This is a genomic window from Asaia sp. VD9, assembly GCF_037150015.1.
Classification (GTDB): domain Bacteria; phylum Pseudomonadota; class Alphaproteobacteria; order Acetobacterales; family Acetobacteraceae; genus Asaia.
Map to the genome: position 1 here is coordinate 63,254 of NZ_JBBCQM010000004.1, position 22,642 is coordinate 85,895.

Genomic DNA, 22,642 nt, shown 5'->3' on the forward strand with positions numbered 1-22,642 from the left:
TTCGTATCTCGATCGTGCCATCGCGATCATCCCCATAGGGCAGAAAACGCAGGGCACGGCAGGGCGAATAGAAGCACCATCCGGACGAACAGCGAGTCATGGGCACAGATGAACAGGTTATCGAACGTCAGGCAGCGCCCGAGCTGCCCCCGCATGGCGGGTATCTGCCCCCTTCAACCCTGCCCACCCTTGCCCATAGCTCGGGCATACGTTTCGATTTCAATGCAGGCGCCCGCATCAGTCTGCCCACGCGCGGCACCGGGGAATGGTGCCTGACACTGAGCGATCTCGATAGCGGCAATATCCTCTTTTCCCATTGCTCCTGCGGCAGCTTCATCACTTCGTCAAAGCGCTATTTCAACCGCTTCCATATTCTCGTCGAGGAAACGGATGAGACCGGCATCAGATCGGAAGTGCTCAGCCATGCCTATGACTGCGCCGGGAAAATCGTGGTTATCCAGATGCCGGTCAGTACGCTGGGGGATGCGCTGGCCTGGTTTCCCTATGCTGCGCGCTTCGGCGAGATCCATGGTGCGACTCTTGTGTGCATCATGGATGCCGCACTCATCGCGCTTCTAGCAGGGAATTATCCCGAAATCCGGTTTCTGACCGCGAGTGACGCGCGCGCCTGCGCCATCATGGACGATGCCTATGCAAGCTATTCTCTGGGGCTTTTCTTCGATGACCCCGAATTTCTGAATCAGCCCACTGATTTCCGCCACGTCGGCCTACACAAGACAGCTGCCTATATCCTTGGCGTCCCGCCTGTGGAAACACGGCCGATTGTCTGCTCTCCCGACACAGATACACCGCCGATCGAAGAACCTTATATTTGCATCGCGACCCAGGCGAGTACGCAATGCAAATACTGGAACAACCCCGAGGGATGGCTGTCTCTGGTCGTCTGGGCACGCGCGCAGGGTTATCGGGTCATCTGCATCGACAAGTCGCCCTATTACGGTGCCGGCATCATGTGGAACCGCATCCCCCATGGCGCCGAAGATCAGACAGGTGATCGGCCCCTGAGTGAGCGCGTGCGCTGGCTGCGTCATGCAAGCGCCTTTGTCGGCCTCTCTTCCGGACTTTCCTGGCTCGCCTGGGCGAGCCGTACGCCAGTTGTCATGATTTCCGGTTTTACTCACCCGACGAATGAATTCGACACCGAATTCCGGGTGATCAACTGGCACTCATGCAATTCTTGCTGGAACGACGCCAGCGAGAAATTCGATCACCATGATTTTCTCTGGTGCCCCCGTCACAAGAACACCGAAAGGCAATTCGAGTGCACGCGGCTCATCACGCCCGGTCATGTGATCAAGGTTCTGAACTCCGCCCTTCACCTGAAAAACAAGAATAAAAATTAAAAAATCAAGAGGTAGGCATGACCAGTACAACCGTGGGGTTCGGCAAGAGCTCCAGCAATCTCTCGGCCGGGGCCGGCGATGTCATCCGTGTATCGGGTGGCGCCGTGTCGAACACCCAGATCGCAAGCGCCGGAACCCTGTCCGTCAATGGCGCCTGGGGCGTCAATCTCGTTATTCCTGTCTATTCGGGCGGCACCGCCGTCAACACTCAGGTCGCTCCGGGAGGCATGGCGACAATCGCCTCGGGTTCGACCGAGGTCACTTCTGCCGGGACGAGCCTCAATGTCACCATAGCGTCAGGAGGATCGCTCCTCGTCGCGAATGCCGGACTGGCTACCGGCAATACCATCCTGTCAGGCGGCACGGCAGTGGTCACCACGGGCGGCACGCTCGCTCAGACCGAAATCATGGCGAATGCCAGCGCCGCGATCGGCTCGGGCGGCGCGAGCCGGGAAAACCAGATCACTGGAACGCTCAACGTGGAGACGGGCGCCACAAGCCTGGATGATACCATCCATGCAGGCGGCGCACTGAACCAGTCGGGTGGCCTCGTCAGCGGAGCCAGGATCGAGACCCTGGGCGCGTTGAACATCACGGGCGGCACAAACTACAACCCGAACGTCGCTTCCGGTGCGACCACGAGCGTGACAGGCTCCGGCACCCTCATAGCGGACGGCATTGCAATACAGGGTGTCGCTCTTGCAGCCGGCGGCTCGGCTCAGATTACGAATGCGGCCGTGGCACTCAACACGGTGCTCTTTTCAGGCGGCGCCCAGGCTGTTCTTTCTGGCGGGACCGCGCTTGGGAACACAGTCAATTCGAGCGCAACAGTAACGGTCAGCCTGAATGGCGTGGTTTCGGGTGGCCTCGTCTCCGGAATGAATGCCGTCGTCACGCTTCAATCGGGCGGTAGCGCCGTAGGGTTGACCCTGAGCGGAACCTCCGCCTTCGGCCTGACACCTGTCGGTGTCGGGACGCTCAACGTGTCCAATGGTGCTGTCGCGAGAGACAACATCGTCAATGGCTATGGGCAGATCAATGTCCGCGCCGGAGGCACGACCATTGAGGATCGCATTCAGAATGGCGGCCTGATGATGGTGTCGTCCGGGGGCATCGCCTCGGCTACGACCCTGATCGCCAACGGATCCGCAATCGTGGCCGCGGGGGCCTCTGCCGTTCTGCCGGTCATCGGCAATGGGGGCAGGTTTTCCCTTGCGGGCGGGATTACCACATCTGCAACGATCCTTTCGGGCGGCACGATCCAGCAGACCGGAGGGACGCTCGATGCGGCCCATGTACAGGCAGGGGGCACATTGGGTATCAGCGGAGGCGCCGCCTACAACCCCATCGTCGATACTGGCGCCTTTGCCAGCGCCCGTGGCAGCGGCACCGTCATTACCAATAGCGGTATTACGCAATCGATGACGCTTCTTGCCGGTGGCAGGCAGGAAGTGACCGGTCCAGGTGTTGCGCGCGATACGGTGGTCTCTTCAGGCGGCGTCCAGACCCTGTCTTCGGGCGGGACCGCGCTCAATACGACGGTCACGACCAGCGCCAATGTCACGATTGCCGCAGGCGGTCTGATGTCGGGTGGCGTCGTATCCGGATTGGCGGCTTCGATCACTGCCGGATCGGGAGGCATTCTCTCGGGAGTCACGGCTACTGGCTCCGCCGGAGGCTTTCTGCAACCCGATGGCATCGGAACCATCACCCTCTCTGGCGGCGCCGTTGCCAACGGCAATATCATTGACAGCTATGGTCAGGAAATCCTGCTGGCCGGGGGCAAGTCGATCGGCACGATCGTGCGTAATGGCGGGGTGGAGACCGTCAGCAATGGGGGTATCGCATCAGGCCTCACGCTGGATCACGGAGGGTCAGCCGTTATCCTCAACGGGGGGGCTGCCTCCAATGTAACGATCAGTGGCACGTCTGGCGGTAATGCGGGTGCCCTCTATGTCTCCAAGGGCGGCACAGTAACCGACATCACTGTCGCCCCCGGTGCGAGCGCAACCTTCAGCGCGGGGGCGACACTCTCGACCACCCATTCGACTGATCTGGCAAATGTCACCTTCCTTCAGGGAGCGAGTGCCAGCCTCGTCGGCTCGGGCAACGTGACCTCGAACATCGCGATCACGACCAGTGTGACGGTCTTCACCAGTTCGGGGAGTGTCATCCAGAATGCCACGGTGTCAGGCAAAGCCGCGATCCTGAATGTTGCAGCAGGAGGCACAACCTCGAAAACGGTCCTGACCGGCTCAGATACCAATACTTGCGGTGTCGAGAATGTTCTGGCCGGAGGTATGGCCAACGCGACGCAGATCGGTCGCTACGGCATTCAGGTTGTCATGGGCGGGTCTGCGACGAGCAGCTATGTCGGAGCGCAGGGTGAACTCAACGTCAATGGGGGGACGGCGTATGGCGCGCTGGTCGATGCCAGCGGAAGTGCCAATATCAATGGCGGCGTGGCCGTCGACTGGGCCATCAATAGCGGCGGTGTCGTCAATGTCAGCGCCGGGGGCACGATCATCAACAGCCTCGCCAATCCGGGAGGAGTCGTTACCGTTCTCCAGGGTGGTAGTGCGATCGCCATGCTGCGCCCGCAGGGCGGCAACGTACTCTCCAACCTCACCCTCTCAGGTGGGAATGTCTATGTCTCCTCCGGGGGGATCGCCACAAATGTGACCATCGCCTCCTCGGCAGGGAAGCTTCTGGGCGATGTCATCGTTTCAGCGGGCGGCAGTGCGGTCGCGAGCGGCACCACCCTCAGCAGAGTGACGGTCCAGTCCGGCGGGACGCTGGTCGTTGATGGCTCACTCTCCAATGAAACCCTCACCCGCGTCATGAACGCCTCTCTCCAATCGGGCAGCTATCTCTATTTCCCCGAGTTGACGGCGGGCAACGACGCCTACAGCACTACGGTCGTGGGCAACACGCTGACCGTCCTCAGCGCTGGCAAGGCCGTCGCCACGGTCACACTGGCCAATAGCGACTATAACGGGCAAGGCGGCGCCTTCATCGAAGAGCCGAGCGGTTCGGGATATCTGCTTCTCGTCTGCTTCCTGGCCGGATCGCTGATCAGCACCCCGAATGGCCCGGCAGCGGTGGAGACACTGAGTGTTGGCGATCTGGTGCATGTCTGGCGTGACGGGGTGCAGGGTGTGGCCCCGCTGAGCTGGATCGGCTCACGCCATCATCGCGTGAGTCACGAATGCAAGCCCGATATGGCAGGATATCCGGTACGTATCCGCAAGGATGCCATTGCGGAAAACGTTCCCAATCAGGATCTGCTCATCACGGCCGAGCACTGTCTCTTTCTCAATGGCTGTTTCGTACCCGTCCGGATGCTCGTGAATGGGCGGACGATCTTTTATGACACCTCCATCGCGGAGTTCGAGTATTTCCATATCGAGACCGAAGAACACGCGGTGATCTCGGCCAATGGTCTGCTGACAGAGAGCTATCTCGACACCGGCAATCGCGCGAGTTTCCACCAGGCTGCCTACCGCCGGGAGGGAAATGTCATCCGCGTTGGCGACGTTTTCCGTCCGAAAAGCTGGGCGCATGACGCTGCCGCCCCGCTCGAGACGTCCCGGGCGTTTGTCGAGCCAATATATCGGCAGATCCTGGGCCGGGACGGTGAACCGCCGACCTCTCTGCCTCCCATGACCGATGACCCCGCATTTCATCTGCTCACCCCTTCGGGCGAGAAGATCGAGGCAATGCGGGTCATTGAACGCCGACATGTCTTCCGAGTACCTGCGGGCGTAGAGCGACTGACCCTTTGCTCGCGGGCATCAAGGCCGAGCGATACGATCGGTCCATTCTGTGATGACAGACGCATGCTGGGACTTCTGATCGGAGAAATCTCCCTGTTCGACGCCGCGAGCCAGAAGCAGATTTCATCCCATCTCCAGTCTCTCCCGCAGGAGGGATGGTACGCGGCCGATGAATCCTCCTTGCGCTGGACCACAGGTGCTGGACAGCTCGCGCTCGGCAGGCGTGACCCGGATAGCATGGGAATCCTGAGTATCGAGGTTGCTGCTTGCGGGCCTTATCTGCTCGATGATGACACAGACGATCATGCGATCATCGCTGCCGACGCGCCGGGCATCAGAGTCGCGCAGGCTTGATCCATGACTGTCACCCGCCCGGTCAACCCTACCGGGCGGGAACAGGTCTGCAGGACCGATTGGAAGGTTATCTCAAGCTGCCCATCCCCCTCATGGATCATCCCCTGCGATCCTCGATCTCGCATGCAGGTGCCCGCGTGATCCGACAAGCTCCCCACACGACCGTGACCGGCGGAGATGACGTCCACCCTCTTGCGCTCTCAATCATACTGCGCCCGGCCATACTGCGCCCGGCCATACTGCGCCCTGCGTCCAGGATGCAGCCAATGACGAGATTGCTTCCATGAACATTGCTGATATCCTGATGGCTCAGCATGAAAATCTCTTATGTCAGGACCATTTATGAGCCGGCTTGATCGCGATCACCTGAAGATCATTGATGAAGTGGCGCGCGAGGGTTCGCTCACGAAGGCGGCCGCGCGGCTGAACCTCACCCAACCCGCCCTGAGTCACGCCATTCGCAAGCTGGAGCGCGCGCTCGGGGTGGAGATCTGGCGACGTGAAGGCAGAAAGCTGGTCCTCACACCTGCGGGAACGGCGCTCCTGACGCTTGCCCGACGCGTTCTGCCGCAATTTACTCTGGCTGAAGAGCGTATCAGGCAGGTCGCCCTTGGCGCACGTGGCAAGCTGCGTATCGGTATGGAGTGCCATCCCTGCTATCAGTGGCTCCTGCGAGTGGTGGCGCCCTATCTCGATCTCTGGCCCGATGTCGATGTGGATGTGCGTCAGAAATTCCAGTTCGGCGGACTGGGCGCGCTGTTGGGGCATGATATCGATCTGCTCGTCACCCCGGACCCCCTGTACGAGGAAGGGCTGCGTTTCACCCCTGTATTCGACTACGAACTGGTACTGGTCGTCGGGCCCGATCACCCGCTGCGTGGGCAGAAATGGGTTTCTGCGGAACAGATCGCATCCGAAACTCTGATCACCTACCCCGTACCGATCGAGCGTCTGGATATTTACACCCAGTTCCTGCACCCGGCCGGAATCACGCCGCAAGCGCACAGACCGATCGAAACCACGGATATCATGCTGCTGATGGTGGCTCATGGACGCGGCGTAGCCGTGCTGCCGCGCTGGCTGGTCGAGGAGCATCGAGAGCAGTTTTCCCTTCATCCCGTGCGTCTCGGAGAACATGGACTTGCGAAGCAGATCTTCCTCGGCCATCGGGAACATGATGAGGCCATCGCCTATCTCCGGGCCTTCATCAAGCTCGCGAAATCGATCGACCATGGCGTCGAAACGCCATTGACCTGAGGCATCGAGGAACCCGGCACTTCCCTGGTAAAGCGCCTCCCTTTGTCATCGCACTTCGCAAAATTCCCGAGAGGGGTGTTCATATCCCTACATAGATCTTGATGGGTATCATTTTATAACGGGAATGATGGCGTATCGTCACAATTTATACGCTTCATATTCATGAAAAATATTATCTTACCCCAAGTAAATAGAGATAATATCATCCAAATACCATCGTAGTTTCATGGCGCCAAATTTGAGCCTTTAAGCCGTCTCTTTTCTGCCATTAAACTGTCGTTAAAGTGCGATTGACTCTCATAACGGATTCGTGATCAAGTCCTCGAGCGATGATCGGCCTTGGCCCATAATCACGGTGGGAAATTATTCCTGCCTCGATTGCGACGTCGCAGAACGCTTGGGCAGAGAGACTTAACCAATCGAGGGTGACATGCTGAACAAATCCAGAACAAAGTCTGTGTTCAATCTGTTGCTGGCCGGTTCTGTGGTCGCAACCTTTGCTTGACAGAATGCGTCCGCCCAGATCAGCCCGCAGGCACTGCGTGAATCCCTGCGCGTATCGCCCCATCCGGGCATGATGCCCCATGGCGGACGGATCTTCCCCGGGAGTTCGCTCAACGGCGTGCCTGGTTTCCCACTCCCGACGATTCACAGCCAGCAGGCCTATGATCCTCAGGACAGCTTCACCGCAAAGTGGACGCGTGCGGATGCCATGCAGATCAAGGCGCATTCGGACACCTCCGTCGGAGCAGGCCAGAACTCGCTGCCGGGTCAGCTCGTAATGCCGAATGTTCCCGCGGATTTCCCGGCTACCAACCCCGATGTCTGGGTCTGGGACACGTGGACGCTCATCGACAAGAAGGCCAATCAGTTCAGCTATAATGGCTGGGAAGTCATTTTCTGTCTCACCGCCGACAAGAATGCCGGATACGGCTTCGACGACCGTCATACCCATGCCCGCATCGGCTATTTCTATCGTCGCGCAGGTATCCCGGCGAGCCAGCGTCCAGTCAATGGTGGCTGGATCTATGGCGGTCACCTGATCCCCGAAGGCGCACAGGAGCAGGTCTTCGCCGGCACGACCTACACGATCACCGCAGAATGGTCGGGCTCGATGCGTCTGCTCGATCCGACGAGCAACCAGGTCTCGCTGTTCTACACAGATATGGCGTTCAATCGTGACGCTTCAGGTCAGGATATCACACCCTCCCAGGCAGTGATCACACAGAGCCTTGGCCAGATCCATGCCGATTTCACGCATGTGTGGTTCACGGGCTTCACGAAGCATACCCCGCTGCTGCGCCCCGATGGCGTGCTTTATCAGAATGGCGCGCAGAACCCCTATTACAACTTCCGTGACCCGTTCACCTTCGAGGATCCGCAGCATCCCGGCGTGAACTACATGGTGTTCGAGGGCAATACAGCCGGTCAGCGCGGTGTGGCCAATTGCACGGCTGAAGATCTCGGCTATCGTGCCAATGACCCGCATGCAGAAACGGTGCAGCAGGTTCTCGATAGCGGCGCCTATTACCAGAAGGCCGCGATCGGCCTCGCCGTGGCGCAGGATTCCTCCCTTTCCAAATGGAAATTCCTGCCCCCTCTCATCTCGGCCAATTGCGTGAACGACCAGACCGAACGTCCCCAGATGTATATCAAGGACGGCAAGTACTACATCTTCACCATCAGCCATCGTACGACTTATGCGGCGGGTGTCGATGGACCTGATGGTGTCTATGGCTTCGTGGGCAATGGTATTCGCAGCGATTTCCAGCCCATGAATTACGGCAGTGGTCTGATGCTCGGCAATCCGACCGATCTGAATGAGGCAGCGGGCACCGATTATGACGCGAACCCGAACCAGAACCCCCGCGCCTTCCAGTCCTACTCGCATTACGTGATGCCCGATGGCCTGGTCGAATCCTTCATCGATACGGTCGAGGGGCGTCGTGGCGGCGCGCTCTCTCCAACGGTCAAAGTCCGCATCCGTGGCGATGCCTCCATCGTGGACACGCGCTATGGGGATAACGGACTTGGCGGCTATGGCGATATCTCCGCGAACCGCGCCGATATCAACATCGTTGGTTTCATTCAGGATCTTATCAGCCAGAGAACGGCATTCGGGGCTGATACCAATGCCCGCATGCAGTCCTTCCTGAAAACCAGCCAGTAACCCTTGCTGGTTGCCGGCGGCAACACCAACCACAGGGACAAGAGCGGTTCGTCGGACTTATCCGGCGGGCCGCTTGCGTTCCCTGGACACGAGCCCTGAACCGCCCGGATTGCGGCCCTCAGGGACATATGACATCAGACCGCCACGCCCATGCTGAAGGTGACGATGCAGCCCCGAGTGAACGGCTTTCTTCTCCTCCTCGATACGATCCGAGCTTCTGCCAGGACACGAAGATTCAGGCGGCGCGTTCCTTCGCTTCTTCTCGCCTGTGCTTCCTTCTATCCCAGCCTTGGCAGCGGATCCTTCTCCGGCGCCCATGCCGCCCCTGCCGCCGCCCAAACCGAGACGGCACAGTGGCGCCCTGCCCTGCGTTACAGCCCGGCTGCGCACTGGATGAATGATCCGAACGGTCCCATCCTGCTCAACGGGCTCTGGCATCTTTATTACCAGTATAATCCGGCGGGGATGGTCTGGGGTCATACCTCATGGGGGCACGCCACAAGCCGCGACCTGTTGCATTGGCAGGAGCAGAAGGTGGCGCTGCCCGCCTCCCCCGGTCGCGATATCTTCTCCGGTTCGGTCGTACTCGATCAGCGCAACCGGTCTGGACTGGGCACTCCCGGCAAACCGGCGCTGCTCGCGCTCTACACCACTGTTTTCAACCGCGACCCGAACCACCCGGATGGAACGCAGGCCCAATCCCTGGCGATCAGCCGCGATCAGGGCGGGCATTTCGAGCCTCATGACCGCAATCCCGTCCTTACCCTTAACCCGGACTCGAAACAGTTCCGCGATCCATCCGTGATCTGGTACGCACCTGGCCAGTACTGGGTCATGACGACGGTCGTCGCCGATGCGCAGGTCGTAAAACTCTATCGCTCGAAAGATCTGATCCATTGGGATTTTCTGAGCGACTTCCAGCCCAATGGTTATCGCAAGCCGGGTATGTTGTGGGAAATGCCGGTGCTCATTCCCCTGCCTTTGGACGGCCGGACCCGCGACATGCGCTGGATCATGATCGTCAGTGTCAATCCGTGGAGCATCGCCGGGGGCTCAGGCGTTCAATATTTCATCGGCCATTTCGACGGAACGCATTTCACGGCTGATGACCTGCCACCGCGAGGCGCAGACCCCTCCGCCTATCACTGGCTTGATCATGGCGCCGATAACTACGCGGCCATTCGCCTGGCCAATACAAAAGACGGCGCGCGCTGTCTTGTCAGCTGGATGAACAACTGGGCTTATGCCGACCGCCTGCCAAGCTTCCCGTGGCGCGGCCAGATGTCCCTGCCAGTCTGTCTGAGCCTCGAAACCCGCGCAGGACAGCCCGTCCTGCTGCAGGCGCCGGTGCCGGACTATGCGCGCCTCGTCCAGTCCCACGCGCCACGCGCCTTTCCGAGCCGCGTTATCGCCCCGGGCGAAACGATGCAGATCGGCATGAAGCAGAGGGTACAGGATATCAGCCTGATGCTGCGCAGCGAAAAAGAGGGCGTAGCGAAGCTGATTCTGCGCCGTTCCGATGACGGGCATGAAGGCACGACGCTCCGCTATGATTTCGGAAATCAGCTTCTGACGCTGGATCGCAGTCATTCGGGCCGAACAGATTTCTCTCCCGATTTCAGTCCCGTGCACATCGCTCACATCGCCCCGCAACGGGGCGTTCTGACCCTGCACGTCGCGATCGACCGCAGCTCGGTCGAGGTCTTCGCCAATGGAGGTGAGGTGCGCATGACCGATCTGGTTTTCCCTGACAGTCACAGCACGGGGCTCAGCCTTTCCGCAGACAGGGCGGCGATCACGATCGATCGGTTACGCGTGGCGGAACTGGCCCCCTGAGAACGTCAGCCGGGATGCGGAGGCTCGAACAGGCGCCGTGCCGACCCGAGAACGCGCTGCTGATAAGCAAGATTGAGGGCGAGAGTATGGGAATGGTAATTACCGATGGCGCGCATCAGATCCCCATGCGTCTCGTTCAGATAGAGACGCATGATCGCGCCCGCCGCGCTGATATTGTAGCAGGGCCGGGACAGAAGATTGCGATAGACCACCTCGGGCGCCACATGGGTGAAGCGGGCAATCGGTTCAACCCAGCGCGTATTCACCTGCATGAGCCCCAGATCATCCGTGCCGTTGGTATTGTGATGCATGAGCCCGACCTGCCCCTGCTCGACAGAAAGGATGGAGGGCAGGATGCGCGGCGGCAGATGATAAAGCGACGCGACGAAGATCATGCAGCTGGCATAGGCGACTGCCATGATGCGCCTTCCTCCTTTATCTCTTTTCGGGATCGATTCTGATGCGCCTTTTCAATACGCTAACACAATCAACCGGGATCGGAACGCCTAAAACCATGCCCCAGCAGAACCATGAGCGCCCCCTCGAACACAGTGTCGATGAAGCGGGCTTCACCCTGCTCGAATTGCTGGTGGTCATCGCGATCCTCGGGCTCCTGATCGGGCTCGTGGCCCCGGCCGCGCTCAGGCAGCTCGGAGGCGCGCGTAATTCCGTGGCCCATCAATCCATCCAGCGTCTGGGCGAAGTACTCGATCTCTATCGGCTGGACATGGGGGGGTATCCCAGCACGGAAGAGGGGCTGCATGCCCTGATCGAACGGCCACAAGGCGCGGAAAACTGGAACGGCCCCTATCTCAAGGATGGGACAGACCCCAAGGACCCCTGGCATCACCCCTATATCTATAGTGCCCCTTCGGAGCGCCCTGGCCATGATTACGATCTCTGCTCCGGCGGAGCCAGGAACGTCACCACCGATCGCGCTGCCATGATCTGCAACCCCTGAGCCCGGTCATGATCCATTTCCCGCCCGTTTCCGCCTCGCTTCTGGTCGTGTCGCCCGTAATCGGCTCTTTCATGGGGGTTCTGGCATGGCGCCTGCCTGAAGGCCGGTCACCCTGGTTCACAAGATCGCGTTGCCCGGTCTGCAACGCGGTGTTGAGCGCGCGGGAATTGGTGCCTCTGGTGAGCTATGCCCTGCAAAAGGGCAAATGCCGTCAATGCGCAGCCTCCATCGATCCATTCCACCCCATCATCGAACTCGGGGCCCTGGCGGTGGCGGGAAGTGCGGATCTGGCCGTCCACGCCCACGGGTTCGTGGCCTCCCCTGTGTCACCCGTCCTTCAAGGCTGTGTATTCGGATGGATCCTGCTTCTGCTGGCGGCGCTCGACTTCCGAAGCATGACCCTGCCCGATACCCTCACCCAGCCCCTACTGGCCGTGGGCCTCATACTCGCCGCGTTGCAAGGCAAGGCGGTTTTTCACATCCATGCCCTGACAGCGCTTCTCGCCTGGCTGATTTTCGTCGCCATTGCCATGCTCTATCGCTGGCTGCGCGGCCGGGACGGGCTGGGCGGAGGCGATGCCAAGCTGCTTGCCGCTGGAGGAGGGTGGCTCGGCCCCATGCTCATGCCCGAAATCATACTCTTTGCGGCGCTGGCAACTTTGGCCGGAGCAGCGCTCAATGCCCTTGTCAGAGGACAATCCCTGAACGCCTCGAAAAGAATTCCTTTCGGCCCCGGTCTGGCTCTCGCGCTCTGGGGAGGGTGGCTCTGTCAGACTGCCGGCTGGCCCTTTGGCTGACCCCACGACGGCCCCGATGAATGCCCCGGTGACTGCCCCGGTGACTGCCCCGGTGAATAGTCCAGTGGAGGGCCCCTCGGCAACTCCCCTTCTCGACGCACTGGCGCGCTTGCTTATCGAGACAGGGCGTTGCGACAGGCGTGGCATCGAGCGCGCAACGCGCGCCGCCGAACAGAATCATGGCAGGCTGGATCAGATCCTCCTGCAGCTCGGCCTCGTATCCGAGGCGCTGATGGCCCGGAGCTATGCGGAGCTTCTAGGCGTCGAACGCGTCAGCCCGACCCTCTACCCGGCCGATCCCGTTCTCCCCGATCTGCTGAATGCGCGTTTCCTGCGCGATGCCCATGTCGTTCCTTTGTCGGCAGATGCAACGACGCTGCAGCTCGCCATGCGAGACCCCCTCGATCAATTCACCCCCGATGCCATTCAGGCGGCAACGGGGCGCGAGGTCGTGGCGCTCGTCGCCTTGCCGGTCGAGCTCGAGGCGGCGCTGGAACGCCTCTACCCGCAGGAAAGCACGGCCTCACAGGAACAGGAGGGCGAAGAGGCCCCTCTGGAAGAAGATGCCGAACGGCTGAAGGATCTGGCCTCTGAGGCCCCCGTTATCCGGCTGGTCAATCAGATCATCGGTCGCGCGGTCGAGACACGGGCCTCTGATATCCATATCGAGCCCTTCGAGGACAGGCTGCGTATCCGCTATCGTCATGACGGCGTACTGCATGAGGTCGAGACCCTCTCGCCCCAGCTGATCCCGGCCATTCTCTCGCGCATCAAGATCATGGCGCGCCTTGATATTGCCGAGCGGCGCCTGCCACAGGATGGGCGCATCAAGCTGGCCGTGCGCGGCCATGAGATCGATTTTCGTGTCTCGACCATTCCGTCCCTGCATGGCGAGACACTGGTCCTGCGTATTCTCGACCGGTCGAGCGTGCGCTTCGACTACACCACACTCGGGCTCGCGCCCGATCTGGTAGCGCGGTTGCGTCGATTGCTCGATCTGCCCAATGGTATTGTGCTGGTCACGGGACCCACCGGCTCAGGCAAGACCACCACGCTCTATACCGGTCTGACAGATCTCAACGCGGTCACGCGCAAGCTGGTCACGATCGAGGACCCGATCGAATATCAGCTCACCGGAATCAATCAGGTGCAGGTCCGCCCCCAGATCGGGCTGAGCTTTGCCAGCCTCCTGCGCGCCATTCTGCGTCAGGACCCCGATGTGATCATGGTCGGTGAAATCCGTGATGGCGAAACGGCGCAGATCGCCGTGCAGGCCGCGCTGACAGGGCATCTGGTCCTGTCCACTCTGCATACGAATTCGGCCTCCGCCGCGATCATCCGCCTGCGCGACATGGGTGTCGAAGACTATCTCATGACCGCCGTGCTGCGCGGTGTGCTAGCGCAGCGCCTGGTGCGCAGGCTCTGCCCGGCCTGCAAGACACCCTACACGCCGCCACAATCCCTGATCGATCGCCTCGATCTGCGCGCTCTAGCGGGTGACGCGCCTGTGGTGCTGCACCATGCGACAGGATGCGATCAGTGTCGGCAGACCGGATATCAGGGACGGCTCGCCATCGCCGAATTGCTGGAGCCGGATGAGGCGATCGAGAAGCTCGTCTTTGCGCGTGCCGATCACCTTGCCATCGAGCGCGCGGCGATCGAGGCGGGCATGGTGCCGCTTTTCACGGCAGGGCTCAGAGCGGCTCTGGCGGGTGAAACCACGATCGAAGACGTGACGCGCAGCGTCCGCGCCACGCTGTGAGCGGCCTCGTGTCACGCTACGCCTATCAGGCCATCGATACGCAAGGCGCGCTCATCAAGGGGTCGCTCGAAGCGGCGAGCGAAGCCGAGGCCGTAGCCGCTCTGCGCCGGCTCGGTCATATCCCGATACGCGTTGGCCCCTCGGCCCGACCCGGCCTGTTGCGCGGCCTGTCCGGCCCGTCTCTCGCGCTCGTGCGACGCGGGCTCAAACGCAACGAACTGGCTGCCGCCACACGCGAGCTCGCGGTCATGCTCGGCGCGGGACAGGATATCGATCGCGCCCTGCGCTTTCTGATCGAGACAGCACAGACGACGCGCGGCGGCACGCGCAGCGCAGCGCTGTTCGGGGCCGTGCGGGATCAGGTGCGGGATGGGCGCGCTTTGCATCAGGCCATGGGCGCTCATCCGGACAGTTTTCCGAAACTCTATCTCGGCATGGTTCGCGCAGCCGAAGCTACGGGGGATCTGGCTCCAACCATGGCGCGACTGGCTGATCTGCTCGAACGCGAGCGCGCCCTGGCCGCCACGGTGCAATCGGCGATGATCTATCCGGCGATCCTGACCCTGACGGCCATCGGTTCCGTGACGCTGCTTCTCACGAAAGTCCTGCCCCAGTTCACGCCGCTCTTTGCTCAAAATGGTGTCGCCCTGCCGCGCTCGACGCAGATGCTCGTGCAGTCGGGCGCCCTGATTGGCCATTATGGATGGGCCATGCTCCTGGCGGTGGGGGTCTCTGTTGTGCTCGTCCGGCGCGTCCTCGCTTTGCCCACGCCGAGGCGCGCCGTGGACGGGGTGATGCTTCGCTTGCCTGGCCTGGGGCCGCTTCTGGCAGAAATTCTGGCCGCACGCCTGGCACGCATTCTGGGAACATTGCTGACCAATGGCGTCCCCCTGCTCGGCGCTTTGGCGATTGTACGCGACTCTCTTGGCAATCTGGCAGCGCTCGACGCCCTTGCGGCAGCGTCCGAGAGCGTCAAGTCGGGCGGGCGCCTGGCGCGACCTCTGGAAGAATCCCGCCTGTTTCCGCGTCGCCTCGTGCATCTGCTGCAACTAGGGGAGGAAACGGCCCAGCTCGGCCCCATGGCCCTGCGCGCCGCCGATATCCACGAAGATCAGGCGCGCCTGGCCATACAGCGTCTCGTGGCCGTGCTGGTGCCCGCCATTACCATCGTGATGGGGCTGATGGTAGCCGGTATCGTCTCCTCGCTCCTGCTCGCCATGCTGAGCCTGAACGACCTTGCCCAGTAAGCGCGACGTTCTTCCGATCCAATCAGGGGCGCAGGGCGACCCCAGTCGCGGGGAGAGAGGATTCACCCTGCTTGAAATGCTCGTGGTGCTTGTGATCATGGGTTTTGTCACCGCCCTGCTTATCGGCAGGGGGCCGCCGCGTTCGGCACGCCTCGATCTGCGCAACGCCGCGCGCGAAATCGCCTCTGCCATGCGCGAGGCCCATGCCGCCGCACTCTATCGCGGTCAGGAGGTCGCGTTTGTCGTCGCACCGCAGGCAGGCCTTTATCAGATCTCGGGACAAGCGGCCCACGCTCTGAAGCTCGGCAGCATAAGCCCTCTCACGCCCAGCCGCTTCGTGTTCTACCCCGATGGAAGCGCGAGGGGGTCTGTGATCGCGCTCTCCAGCGGCCCCTATCGCATGACCATCGGGGTAAACTGGCTGACCGGCGCGGTAGAGGCGCATGGCGGATGAGTGCGCCCGCCGATGCCGAATCCGGCTTCACCCTGATCGAGGTCCTGATCGCCTTCATCATCGTCGCCTTCTCGCTGGGGGTACTTTACGAGGGCATGCTGGATGGCGTGGGGGCCACCCATCGCGCCAATGCGGAACATGAGGCGCTTTCACGCGCACAATCCCATATGGCGGCGATCGGCCATGGCATGCGACCTGGCAGCTATGCCCAAAGTGGTGAGGATGGCAGCGGCTTTGCCTGGCATGTCGTAATGACGCCGCGAGAAGTCTCGGGCTCTCTGGTGCTGTATCATGTTGCCGTCACGGAATCCTGGCCCGATCCGCTCACCGCCTCAGGACGACGATCGGTCACGCTGACCAGCCTGCGTCTTGGCAAGGCTGAAACGCCATGAGCCGGAGACCCCCGTCCGAGCAGGGCTTCACCCTGCTTGAAATGCTGATCGCTCTCGCGGTTTTCGCCCTGCTTCTTGCGGTTCTGCATCAGGGCTTCGACGCGGCGACACGGGTTTTCGAACGTCAGCGTATGGCCTTGTCCGCGCAAGGCGATCTCGGGTCACTCGATCGTCTGTTGCGCCAGATCCTCGCGCATGCCGATCCGGGAAATACGGAGGCCGGTCCCCTCTTTGTCGGGCAGGCCCATGGTCTTGTGCTGCGTGGCCCCGCGCCACGGGCGCTGGATGATCGCCCCGATAGCCGGGCAGATTTGCGACTCTCTGTTGCTGAAGACCACCGGCTTGTGCTGATCTGGACACCTCACAGGCACGTGATCGAGCCAGCCCCTCCCCCGCAGACGCGCCTCCTGCTCGACGGCGTGGCGCGCCTCGACTGCAGCTATTATTCGGACGGACACTGGAACACGACATGGTACGGCAGCAGATTGCCCGCTCTGGTGAAGCTTCGACTGGTTTTTCCACCCGGCGATCCACGGCACTGGCCCGATATCGTCGTTGCCCCGCTGCTGGATCCGCGCCCGTGACCGGCGCGGAACGGCGCGCATGACGGGCCGCATCTTTCTCGACTGGTGGGGCCGACAGCTTGTGTCTCTGGTGCCTGAATACCTGAAGGACGGGTTGGGGCGGCTTCGCATCCTGCCGTCACGCCCTCTCCTCGAGATCCGTGAAATTCCTTCCGGCTTCGCACTCACATTGCTCGATCAGGGAGAAACGCGCTTCACCGGCATGCTGGAGGGAGTTGCAGATCAGGATTCCGACGTGCTGGCCCGGTGCCGCACGGCGCTCAAAGGAACGCGCCGCCGGGCGCGATGCATCCTTGTCCTGCAAGGCAGACGCATCATGCAGCGCAGTGTGACCCTGCCTTTGGCCGCACAGGGCACGCTCGATGCCGTGCTTGGCTATGAGATGGATCGTCTGACCCCTTTCGCGCCGGACATGGTTCTCTGGACACATGAGATCACGCGTCGGGATGTGGCGCTTGGGCAGATCACGGTGCTGCTTTCGCTCGTGCCACGCCAGATCGTGACTCCAGTCCTTGCACGCCTGGCCCCTCTGGGCCAGGCACCCGACAGCATCGCCGAAACTGGCAGTACCCGGCAGATCCCGCTCGCATCGAAAGCCTCGAGCTGGCGGGACAGGGGCGCACGCAATCCGCGCCTGATCGCGCTGGGCGCCCTATGCGTCCTCATCGTAGTCATGGGGCTCGGCTTGCAGGCCCAGTCCGCGCGCCTTGCCACGCTCGATACAAGTATTACTGCGCTGCGTCCGGCCGCGCTGGAGGCGAGCGCCTTGCGCCGACAGATCGAGGACCGACAGGCAGGCGATGCCCTGATGCGCCATGCGCGTGCGCGCTGGGGCGATCCGCTTGACGTGCTCGCAGCGCTCACCGACGCGCTCTCGGACGCCAGCTTTCTGACCGATCTGAGTCTCAGGCAGGGACAGGTGCTGATCAGCGGACAATCTACCGAGCCAACGGCCCTCATTCAGGCGCTTAGCCGCACGCCAGTTCTTCGCAATCCCGATTTCGTGGCACCGGTCACGCGGCTCTCAACGCAGGGAACCACCCATGCAGGCTTGGGCGGAGCCAGCCTGTTCTCGATCCGGGCCGAGATCGGCACAGTGAAGGGGCGCACGCCATGAGCCTGCGGCTGACGGAACGGCTGAGCCGCGATCTCCCCGAAGGACGGCGAGGGCAGTTACTGGCCATCGGACTGCTGCTGAGCGGCCTGGCGCTCGTCTGGCTTCTGTGTCTCGGCCCCCTCATCGGGCTCTATGCCGGACGCGCGGCACATATCGCGCAGAAGCGCGAGACACTGGCCCGCATGACCCGCTTGCAAGAGACGCTCCCCCATCTGCGTCAGACCGCAGCGCGTCGTGCCACCGGCGAATCCCGCCTTATCACGGGGGGGAGCGATGCCATTGCGGGGGCCAATCTGCAGGACCGGCTTCAACATCTTTCTACCGCGTTTTCCGTCGAATTAAGCAGCAGCGAAACCCTTCCCCCGCTCAGTGAGGGACGTTACCGGCGGATCGGCCTGCATGTCACACTCACCGGCCCTTATGCCGCACTCATCCAGGTGCTGACTGCCTTCGAGACGGAGGCCCCGGCCATGGCCGTCGATGCGCTGCACCTTCATGCAGCGGAGAACGAGGATGGCACGACCGACCGCATGGCATGCGAGATGAATGTCTATGCCTATCGCAGTGATACACTGCTCCGCTCCGGCAAGGCGAACGCATTATGACGCGCTTCGTCTACCCGCAGGGAAAGGCCGGGTGGCTGGCGCTGGCCTTGCTGACGGGTGGCATTGTCCACCCCCTCCTCACAGGCGCCTCACCGGTTTTGTCGGGCAAGGCTCTGGCGCAGCCGCCGAGCTCAAGCACAAGCATAAGCACCGCCATGCCCGCGCCAGGAACTGCGGCATCCCCTGCCGAGCGCGCTCAGGCCTGGCGTGCGCAGATCCTGGCGCGCCCCCTTTTCAGCCCCAGCCGTCGCCCCGCACCTTCCGCTGACAAGCTGGACGGGGTGCCTCGCCTGTCGGGCATCATTGAAGGAACGGGCCCGCTGCGCGCCATTTTCATGGTTCCTGGCCATGACCGCGGGATTGTCGTTCCTCTGGGGGGCCATATTGGCCCCTGGCACGTAACCGGTATCGAGAAAGGCCGGGTGCGCGTGCGTGATGCGCAGGGCGAGAAGATTCTGGCCCCCGACCGCGACAGGGAAGGAAACGGCCCGTCTCCAGGAGACAGATTCGCGCCTCCCTCCGGGGGCAGATCAGCTCCCCCCCTGGACTTCGCCCCCCCGGCCAATCCGGATGCCGTAGCCCCGGATCAACCCTCTTCGGGGCAGTCCACACTTCAGTCACCTCCTCCCGGCCCTGCGCCTCTCCGCTCACCGCCGTCAGACCTTGCCGCGCCCAACCCTGCCCCGATCGATCAAGTTCCCTCAGGTATGCCTCAATGATCCTTGTGCCCCGCGCCGCCGCGCTTCGCTCTTCCCTCACATGGCTGCGCTCCGCCACCCGCCTGACGGCGCCAGGCCTGTGTCTTCGTCCGGCTTTACCATCCGGTCTGCCGTCCGGTCTGGCATTACCACTCGCGCTCTGTCTGGCGCTCTCCGGTTGCGACGAGGGTCCGGGCAAACCAAAGCCCCTGGCGGAGAAACTGCCCCTGACAGGCTACCCTGCCGATATGACCGAGGGGCGGCTTGGGACAACTGCCGCATCGGAGGGCGCTCGTTACAGCCTCGGCCGCGAAGCCGTGCCAAGACTGGCGGTTTCAGGCCAGACAACGGGCATAGGGCAGATTTCACTGAATTTCGCCGATACCGACATACGCGATGCCGTGGCGCAGATACTCAATGATATCCTGCATGTGAATTATGCGATCGATCCGGCGGTTCGGGGCCAGGTGACCCTGCGCACGAGTGAGCCCCTCACCAACGCCCAGATATTACCCGCATTGCAGGTTCTTCTCTCACAGGTTCACGCCGTGCTGATCCATCAGGACGGACTCTATCGCGTCGTACCCAGCCAGGCGGCGCCGGGCGCCGCCCAGAGCGCCGTAGCAGGGATGGCCGATAGTCTTTCTGTCGGGGGAGAAGCGATGATTCCCCTGCGCTATGCGCAGGCGAGCACCCTCGCCCACGCCCTCACACCCTTTGTGCAGGGAGGCGCACGGATCACCCCGGTCGAGAGCAGCAATGCCCTGCTGGTCAGCGGCGATCCCTCGGCACGCAACGCGCTGATCGAGGTGATACGCGCCTTTGACGTAGACTGGCTGAGCGCCCAATCCTACGCGCTTCTTCCCGTGGACTCCGGCAATGCCAAGGACATGGCGAGCGCCCTGCAATCGGCGCTGCACGGCACAGGAAATTCGCTTTCACAGCTTGTTCAGGTCCTGCCTTTGGCACGTGTGAACGCCGTGCTCGTCGTCGCGCGCGCACCGCGCTATATCGAGGATGCACAGAGGCTCTTCGCGTTGATCGAGCGCCATCGACGCGCCACGATCAGAAGCTGGCACATCTATTATGTCCAGAATTCCAGCGTGAACGACGTCACCTATACCCTCCAACAGGCTTTCACCCCGGATAACGTGACGGCCCTGCCGCCCGGCAGCAGTACGTCCGGCCAGAACACTCAGACGGGTTTCACTGGGGCCATGAATGGCGCCATGGGTGGTGGCAATGGCGGCACGGGCGGTCTCGGCGGCGCGACCGGTGCAGGAGGATTGGGCGGTGGCGGTCTGGCCGGGGGCCTGACCGGCCTCGGCGCCGGGACGGGTCAAAATGGCGGCCAGAACGCGGGTCAGGCTTTGGGAGGTGGCGCGCAGCAGAATCCCGCGCTCAACAACCCGCTTCTGGGTGGGCTCGACAGCAGCGGAACGGGCGGCAGCCACGACACCAATACGCTGCGCATTCTCTCAAACGCGCAGCACAACGCCGTACTCGTCTACGGCACCGATCAGGAAAGCGACAATATCGAGCAGATGATGCGCCGTATCGACGTCATGCCGCTCCAGGTCCGGATCGACGCGGTGGTCGCCGAGGTCCAGCTGAACGATGCGCTGCAATACGGCACACAGTTCTTTTTCAAATCAGGCGGCATCAACGGGGTGCTGAGCAATAACAGCCAGAGCATCACCGCAGGAACTCTCGCCACAGCGGCGTTCAGCCATACCCTGCCCGGCTTCATCATCGGTGGGGCCAGTGGTGGTGGCGCACCCTTCGCCATCGACGCGCTTCAGAACGTCACGACCGTGCATGTCCTCTCCTCGCCCCAGCTCATGGTGCAGGATAACAGGGCCGCACGCCTGCAGGTGGGGCAGCTCGTACCGGTCCAGATCGGCTCGCAATCCAGCACCATCGGCACGTCGGTCTATAATCAGTTTACCTATCAGCCGACCGGCGTGATCATGGAGGTCACCCCTCATGTGAGCCAGAGCGGTCTGGTGACGCTCGACGTCTCGCAGGAGGTCAGTTCGGTCAGTGCCAATGCCGCCAGCAATACCAGCAGTGCCGCAAACCCGACCTTTAACGATCGCTCCGTGAACTCGCGCGTGGTGGTGCAGGACGGCCAGACCGTCGGGCTTGCCGGGCTGATTACGGAGAATTCGAGCCGCGCCAATAGCGGCATACCCTGGCTCAAGAATATTCCCGTGCTTGGCTTCCTGGCGGGAACCCAGAACAACAACCGACAACGTACCGAATTGCTGATCCTGATCACGCCTCATGTCATTCACGACCAGCGCGACGCGGTCAATCTGATGGAAGATCTGCGCGACACCCACCCCAACGCGGCCAATGTGCCGGATGAACTTACCCCGATGCATGGTACGGGCAGCAGCGATCCGCAAAAGCGCATTCGCGAATCCCTCCATCTGGATCGGTGAGCGCACCCCCCTTCTCCGGAGCGCGCAAAGCCGACGAACGCGGCTTTGCGCTGCTGATCACGCTCTGGACGCTCGCCGGGCTGGCCTTTCTGGTGGCCATGATTCTCGCTGCGGCAGGCTCGGAGCTCCGCGAAATGCGCCTCGCGCGACGGACCACCCAGATGCAGACGCTCGCCGAAGGCGCCTTATGGAGTGGGGTGTTCCACGCCATGGCCTCGTCCGGGCAACACTGGGCAGGAGATAACGCGCCGCATCAGCAAAACGTAGACGGGATGATCCTGACGATCCGGCTCCGTTCCGAGGCTGGGTTGATCAACCCCTCCCTCGCCGAGCGCCCTCTTCTTCAGGCGCTGATCGCTCAGTGCGGGGCCGACGCTGCGCGCGCCGAGTCCCTGGCCGCAAATATCATCGCCTGGCGCAGCCCTGCCTCCTCCAGTACCGCGAGCGAGCGCAACGCCTATCTCGCCGCTGGCCTGCCGTATCAGCCCCCGCACGCGGCCTTCGAGACGATCGGGGAACTCGGCCTGGTTTCTGGTATGACGCCCGCGCTTCTCGCCTGCCTGCGTCCCCATCTTTCGGCCACGCAGCCTGAAGCGCCCCATACACCGCTTGCTGATCCGGTGATCCGTGCCGCCTATACCCGGTCAGGCGGGTCTCCCCTCCCTGCTGCGCGGCCAGGCGGACACCGCGCCGAGAGCATCGAGATTACCGTTGACGTGCAGGATGGTCAGGGCGGCATGATACGCCGGGCCGCAACCTGGCTGATCGCCCCCGGCACCGGCTCGACGCCCCTGCGTCTGGCGTCAGCGCCAGACTAGGCC

Annotated in this window: 17 protein-coding genes and 1 pseudogene; 17 read left to right on the forward strand and 1 reads right to left on the reverse strand. The window is 62.1% G+C overall.

All coding sequences use genetic code 11. From position 1 onward, the window contains the following. The first annotated feature begins 98 nt into the window (after positions 1-98). From WFJ47_RS06710 to WFJ47_RS06730, 5 genes and pseudogenes are all read left to right on the forward strand, one after another. Positions 99-1,364 carry an autotransporter strand-loop-strand O-heptosyltransferase gene (locus WFJ47_RS06710; protein ID WP_336761805.1) on the forward strand — a complete coding sequence of 422 codons (1,266 nt, stop codon included), beginning with the start codon at positions 99-101 and terminating at the stop codon, positions 1,362-1,364. Positions 1,365-1,381: 17 nt separating this feature from the next. After that, positions 1,382-5,494 carry a Hint domain-containing protein gene (locus tag WFJ47_RS06715; protein WP_336761807.1) on the forward strand — a complete coding sequence of 1,371 codons (4,113 nt, stop codon included), beginning with the start codon at positions 1,382-1,384 and terminating at the stop codon, positions 5,492-5,494. A 342-nt stretch (positions 5,495-5,836) separates the two neighbouring features. Next, on the forward strand, positions 5,837-6,751 hold the full coding sequence (locus WFJ47_RS06720) for a LysR family transcriptional regulator (RefSeq protein ID WP_336761809.1): 915 nt from the start codon (positions 5,837-5,839) through the stop codon (positions 6,749-6,751). Positions 6,752-7,319: 568 nt separating this feature from the next. Then, positions 7,320-8,921 (forward strand): annotated as a pseudogene (locus WFJ47_RS06725) (glycoside hydrolase family 68 protein); the annotation flags it as partial. A gap of 150 nt (positions 8,922-9,071) precedes the next feature. Beyond that, the gene (locus WFJ47_RS06730; protein WP_336761810.1) at positions 9,072-10,757 is read left to right on the forward strand and encodes a glycoside hydrolase family 32 protein; all 1,686 of its coding nucleotides are present in this window, start codon (positions 9,072-9,074) and stop codon (positions 10,755-10,757) included. 5 nt (positions 10,758-10,762) lie between these two features. Here WFJ47_RS06730 and WFJ47_RS06735 read toward each other — a convergent pair whose 3' ends face one another. Further along, positions 10,763-11,176 carry a lytic transglycosylase domain-containing protein gene (locus WFJ47_RS06735; RefSeq protein ID WP_336761811.1) on the reverse strand — a complete coding sequence of 138 codons (414 nt, stop codon included), beginning with the start codon at positions 11,174-11,176 and terminating at the stop codon, positions 10,763-10,765. A 95-nt stretch (positions 11,177-11,271) separates the two neighbouring features. On the opposite strand from WFJ47_RS06735, the gene gspG reads away from it, so the two are divergent. From gspG to WFJ47_RS06795, 12 genes are read left to right on the forward strand one after another with little or no spacing between them, the layout of a single operon-like run. Continuing rightward, on the forward strand, positions 11,272-11,718 hold the full coding sequence (gspG, locus tag WFJ47_RS06740) for a type II secretion system major pseudopilin GspG (protein ID WP_336762076.1): 447 nt from the start codon (positions 11,272-11,274) through the stop codon (positions 11,716-11,718). An 8-nt stretch (positions 11,719-11,726) separates the two neighbouring features. Next, positions 11,727-12,515 (forward strand): prepilin peptidase, encoded by a 789-nt coding sequence (locus tag WFJ47_RS06745; RefSeq protein WP_336761812.1) that lies wholly within the window; start codon positions 11,727-11,729, stop codon positions 12,513-12,515. Continuing rightward, positions 12,508-14,277 carry a GspE/PulE family protein gene (locus WFJ47_RS06750; RefSeq protein ID WP_336761814.1) on the forward strand — a complete coding sequence of 590 codons (1,770 nt, stop codon included), beginning with the start codon at positions 12,508-12,510 and terminating at the stop codon, positions 14,275-14,277. The genes WFJ47_RS06745 and WFJ47_RS06750 overlap by 8 nt, the downstream gene beginning before the upstream one ends. Before the next feature lie 8 nt (positions 14,278-14,285). Further along, entirely contained in the window at positions 14,286-15,524 is a 1,239-nt protein-coding gene (locus WFJ47_RS06755; RefSeq protein ID WP_336761816.1) for a type II secretion system F family protein, read from the forward strand. Beyond that, complete coding sequence (locus tag WFJ47_RS06760) at positions 15,514-15,978, forward strand: prepilin-type N-terminal cleavage/methylation domain-containing protein (RefSeq protein ID WP_336761818.1); 465 nt, start codon at positions 15,514-15,516, stop codon at positions 15,976-15,978. The genes WFJ47_RS06755 and WFJ47_RS06760 overlap by 11 nt, the downstream gene beginning before the upstream one ends. Continuing rightward, positions 15,975-16,370: a prepilin-type N-terminal cleavage/methylation domain-containing protein gene (locus tag WFJ47_RS06765; RefSeq protein WP_336761820.1), complete on the forward strand. Its 396-nt coding sequence runs from the start codon at positions 15,975-15,977 to the stop codon at positions 16,368-16,370. The genes WFJ47_RS06760 and WFJ47_RS06765 overlap by 4 nt, the downstream gene beginning before the upstream one ends. Further along, positions 16,367-16,954, forward strand: coding sequence for a prepilin-type N-terminal cleavage/methylation domain-containing protein (locus tag WFJ47_RS06770; protein ID WP_336761822.1), 588 nt, complete (start codon positions 16,367-16,369; stop codon positions 16,952-16,954). The genes WFJ47_RS06765 and WFJ47_RS06770 overlap by 4 nt, the downstream gene beginning before the upstream one ends. Before the next feature lie 19 nt (positions 16,955-16,973). After that, positions 16,974-18,071, forward strand: coding sequence for a PilN domain-containing protein (locus tag WFJ47_RS06775; RefSeq protein WP_336761824.1), 1,098 nt, complete (start codon positions 16,974-16,976; stop codon positions 18,069-18,071). Continuing rightward, a complete protein-coding gene (gspM, locus tag WFJ47_RS06780; protein ID WP_336761826.1) occupies positions 18,068-18,676 on the forward strand; it encodes a type II secretion system protein GspM in 609 nt (202 codons plus the stop codon). Before WFJ47_RS06775 ends, gspM begins: the two co-directional genes overlap by 4 nt. Next, positions 18,673-19,395, forward strand: coding sequence for a hypothetical protein (locus WFJ47_RS06785; protein WP_336761828.1), 723 nt, complete (start codon positions 18,673-18,675; stop codon positions 19,393-19,395). Before gspM ends, WFJ47_RS06785 begins: the two co-directional genes overlap by 4 nt. Beyond that, positions 19,392-21,821, forward strand: coding sequence for a type II secretion system secretin GspD (gene gspD, locus WFJ47_RS06790; protein WP_336761830.1), 2,430 nt, complete (start codon positions 19,392-19,394; stop codon positions 21,819-21,821). The genes WFJ47_RS06785 and gspD overlap by 4 nt, the downstream gene beginning before the upstream one ends. Continuing rightward, a complete protein-coding gene (locus tag WFJ47_RS06795; protein WP_336761832.1) occupies positions 21,818-22,639 on the forward strand; it encodes a type II secretion system protein GspK in 822 nt (273 codons plus the stop codon). The genes gspD and WFJ47_RS06795 overlap by 4 nt, the downstream gene beginning before the upstream one ends. Positions 22,640-22,642 lie beyond the last annotated feature (3 nt).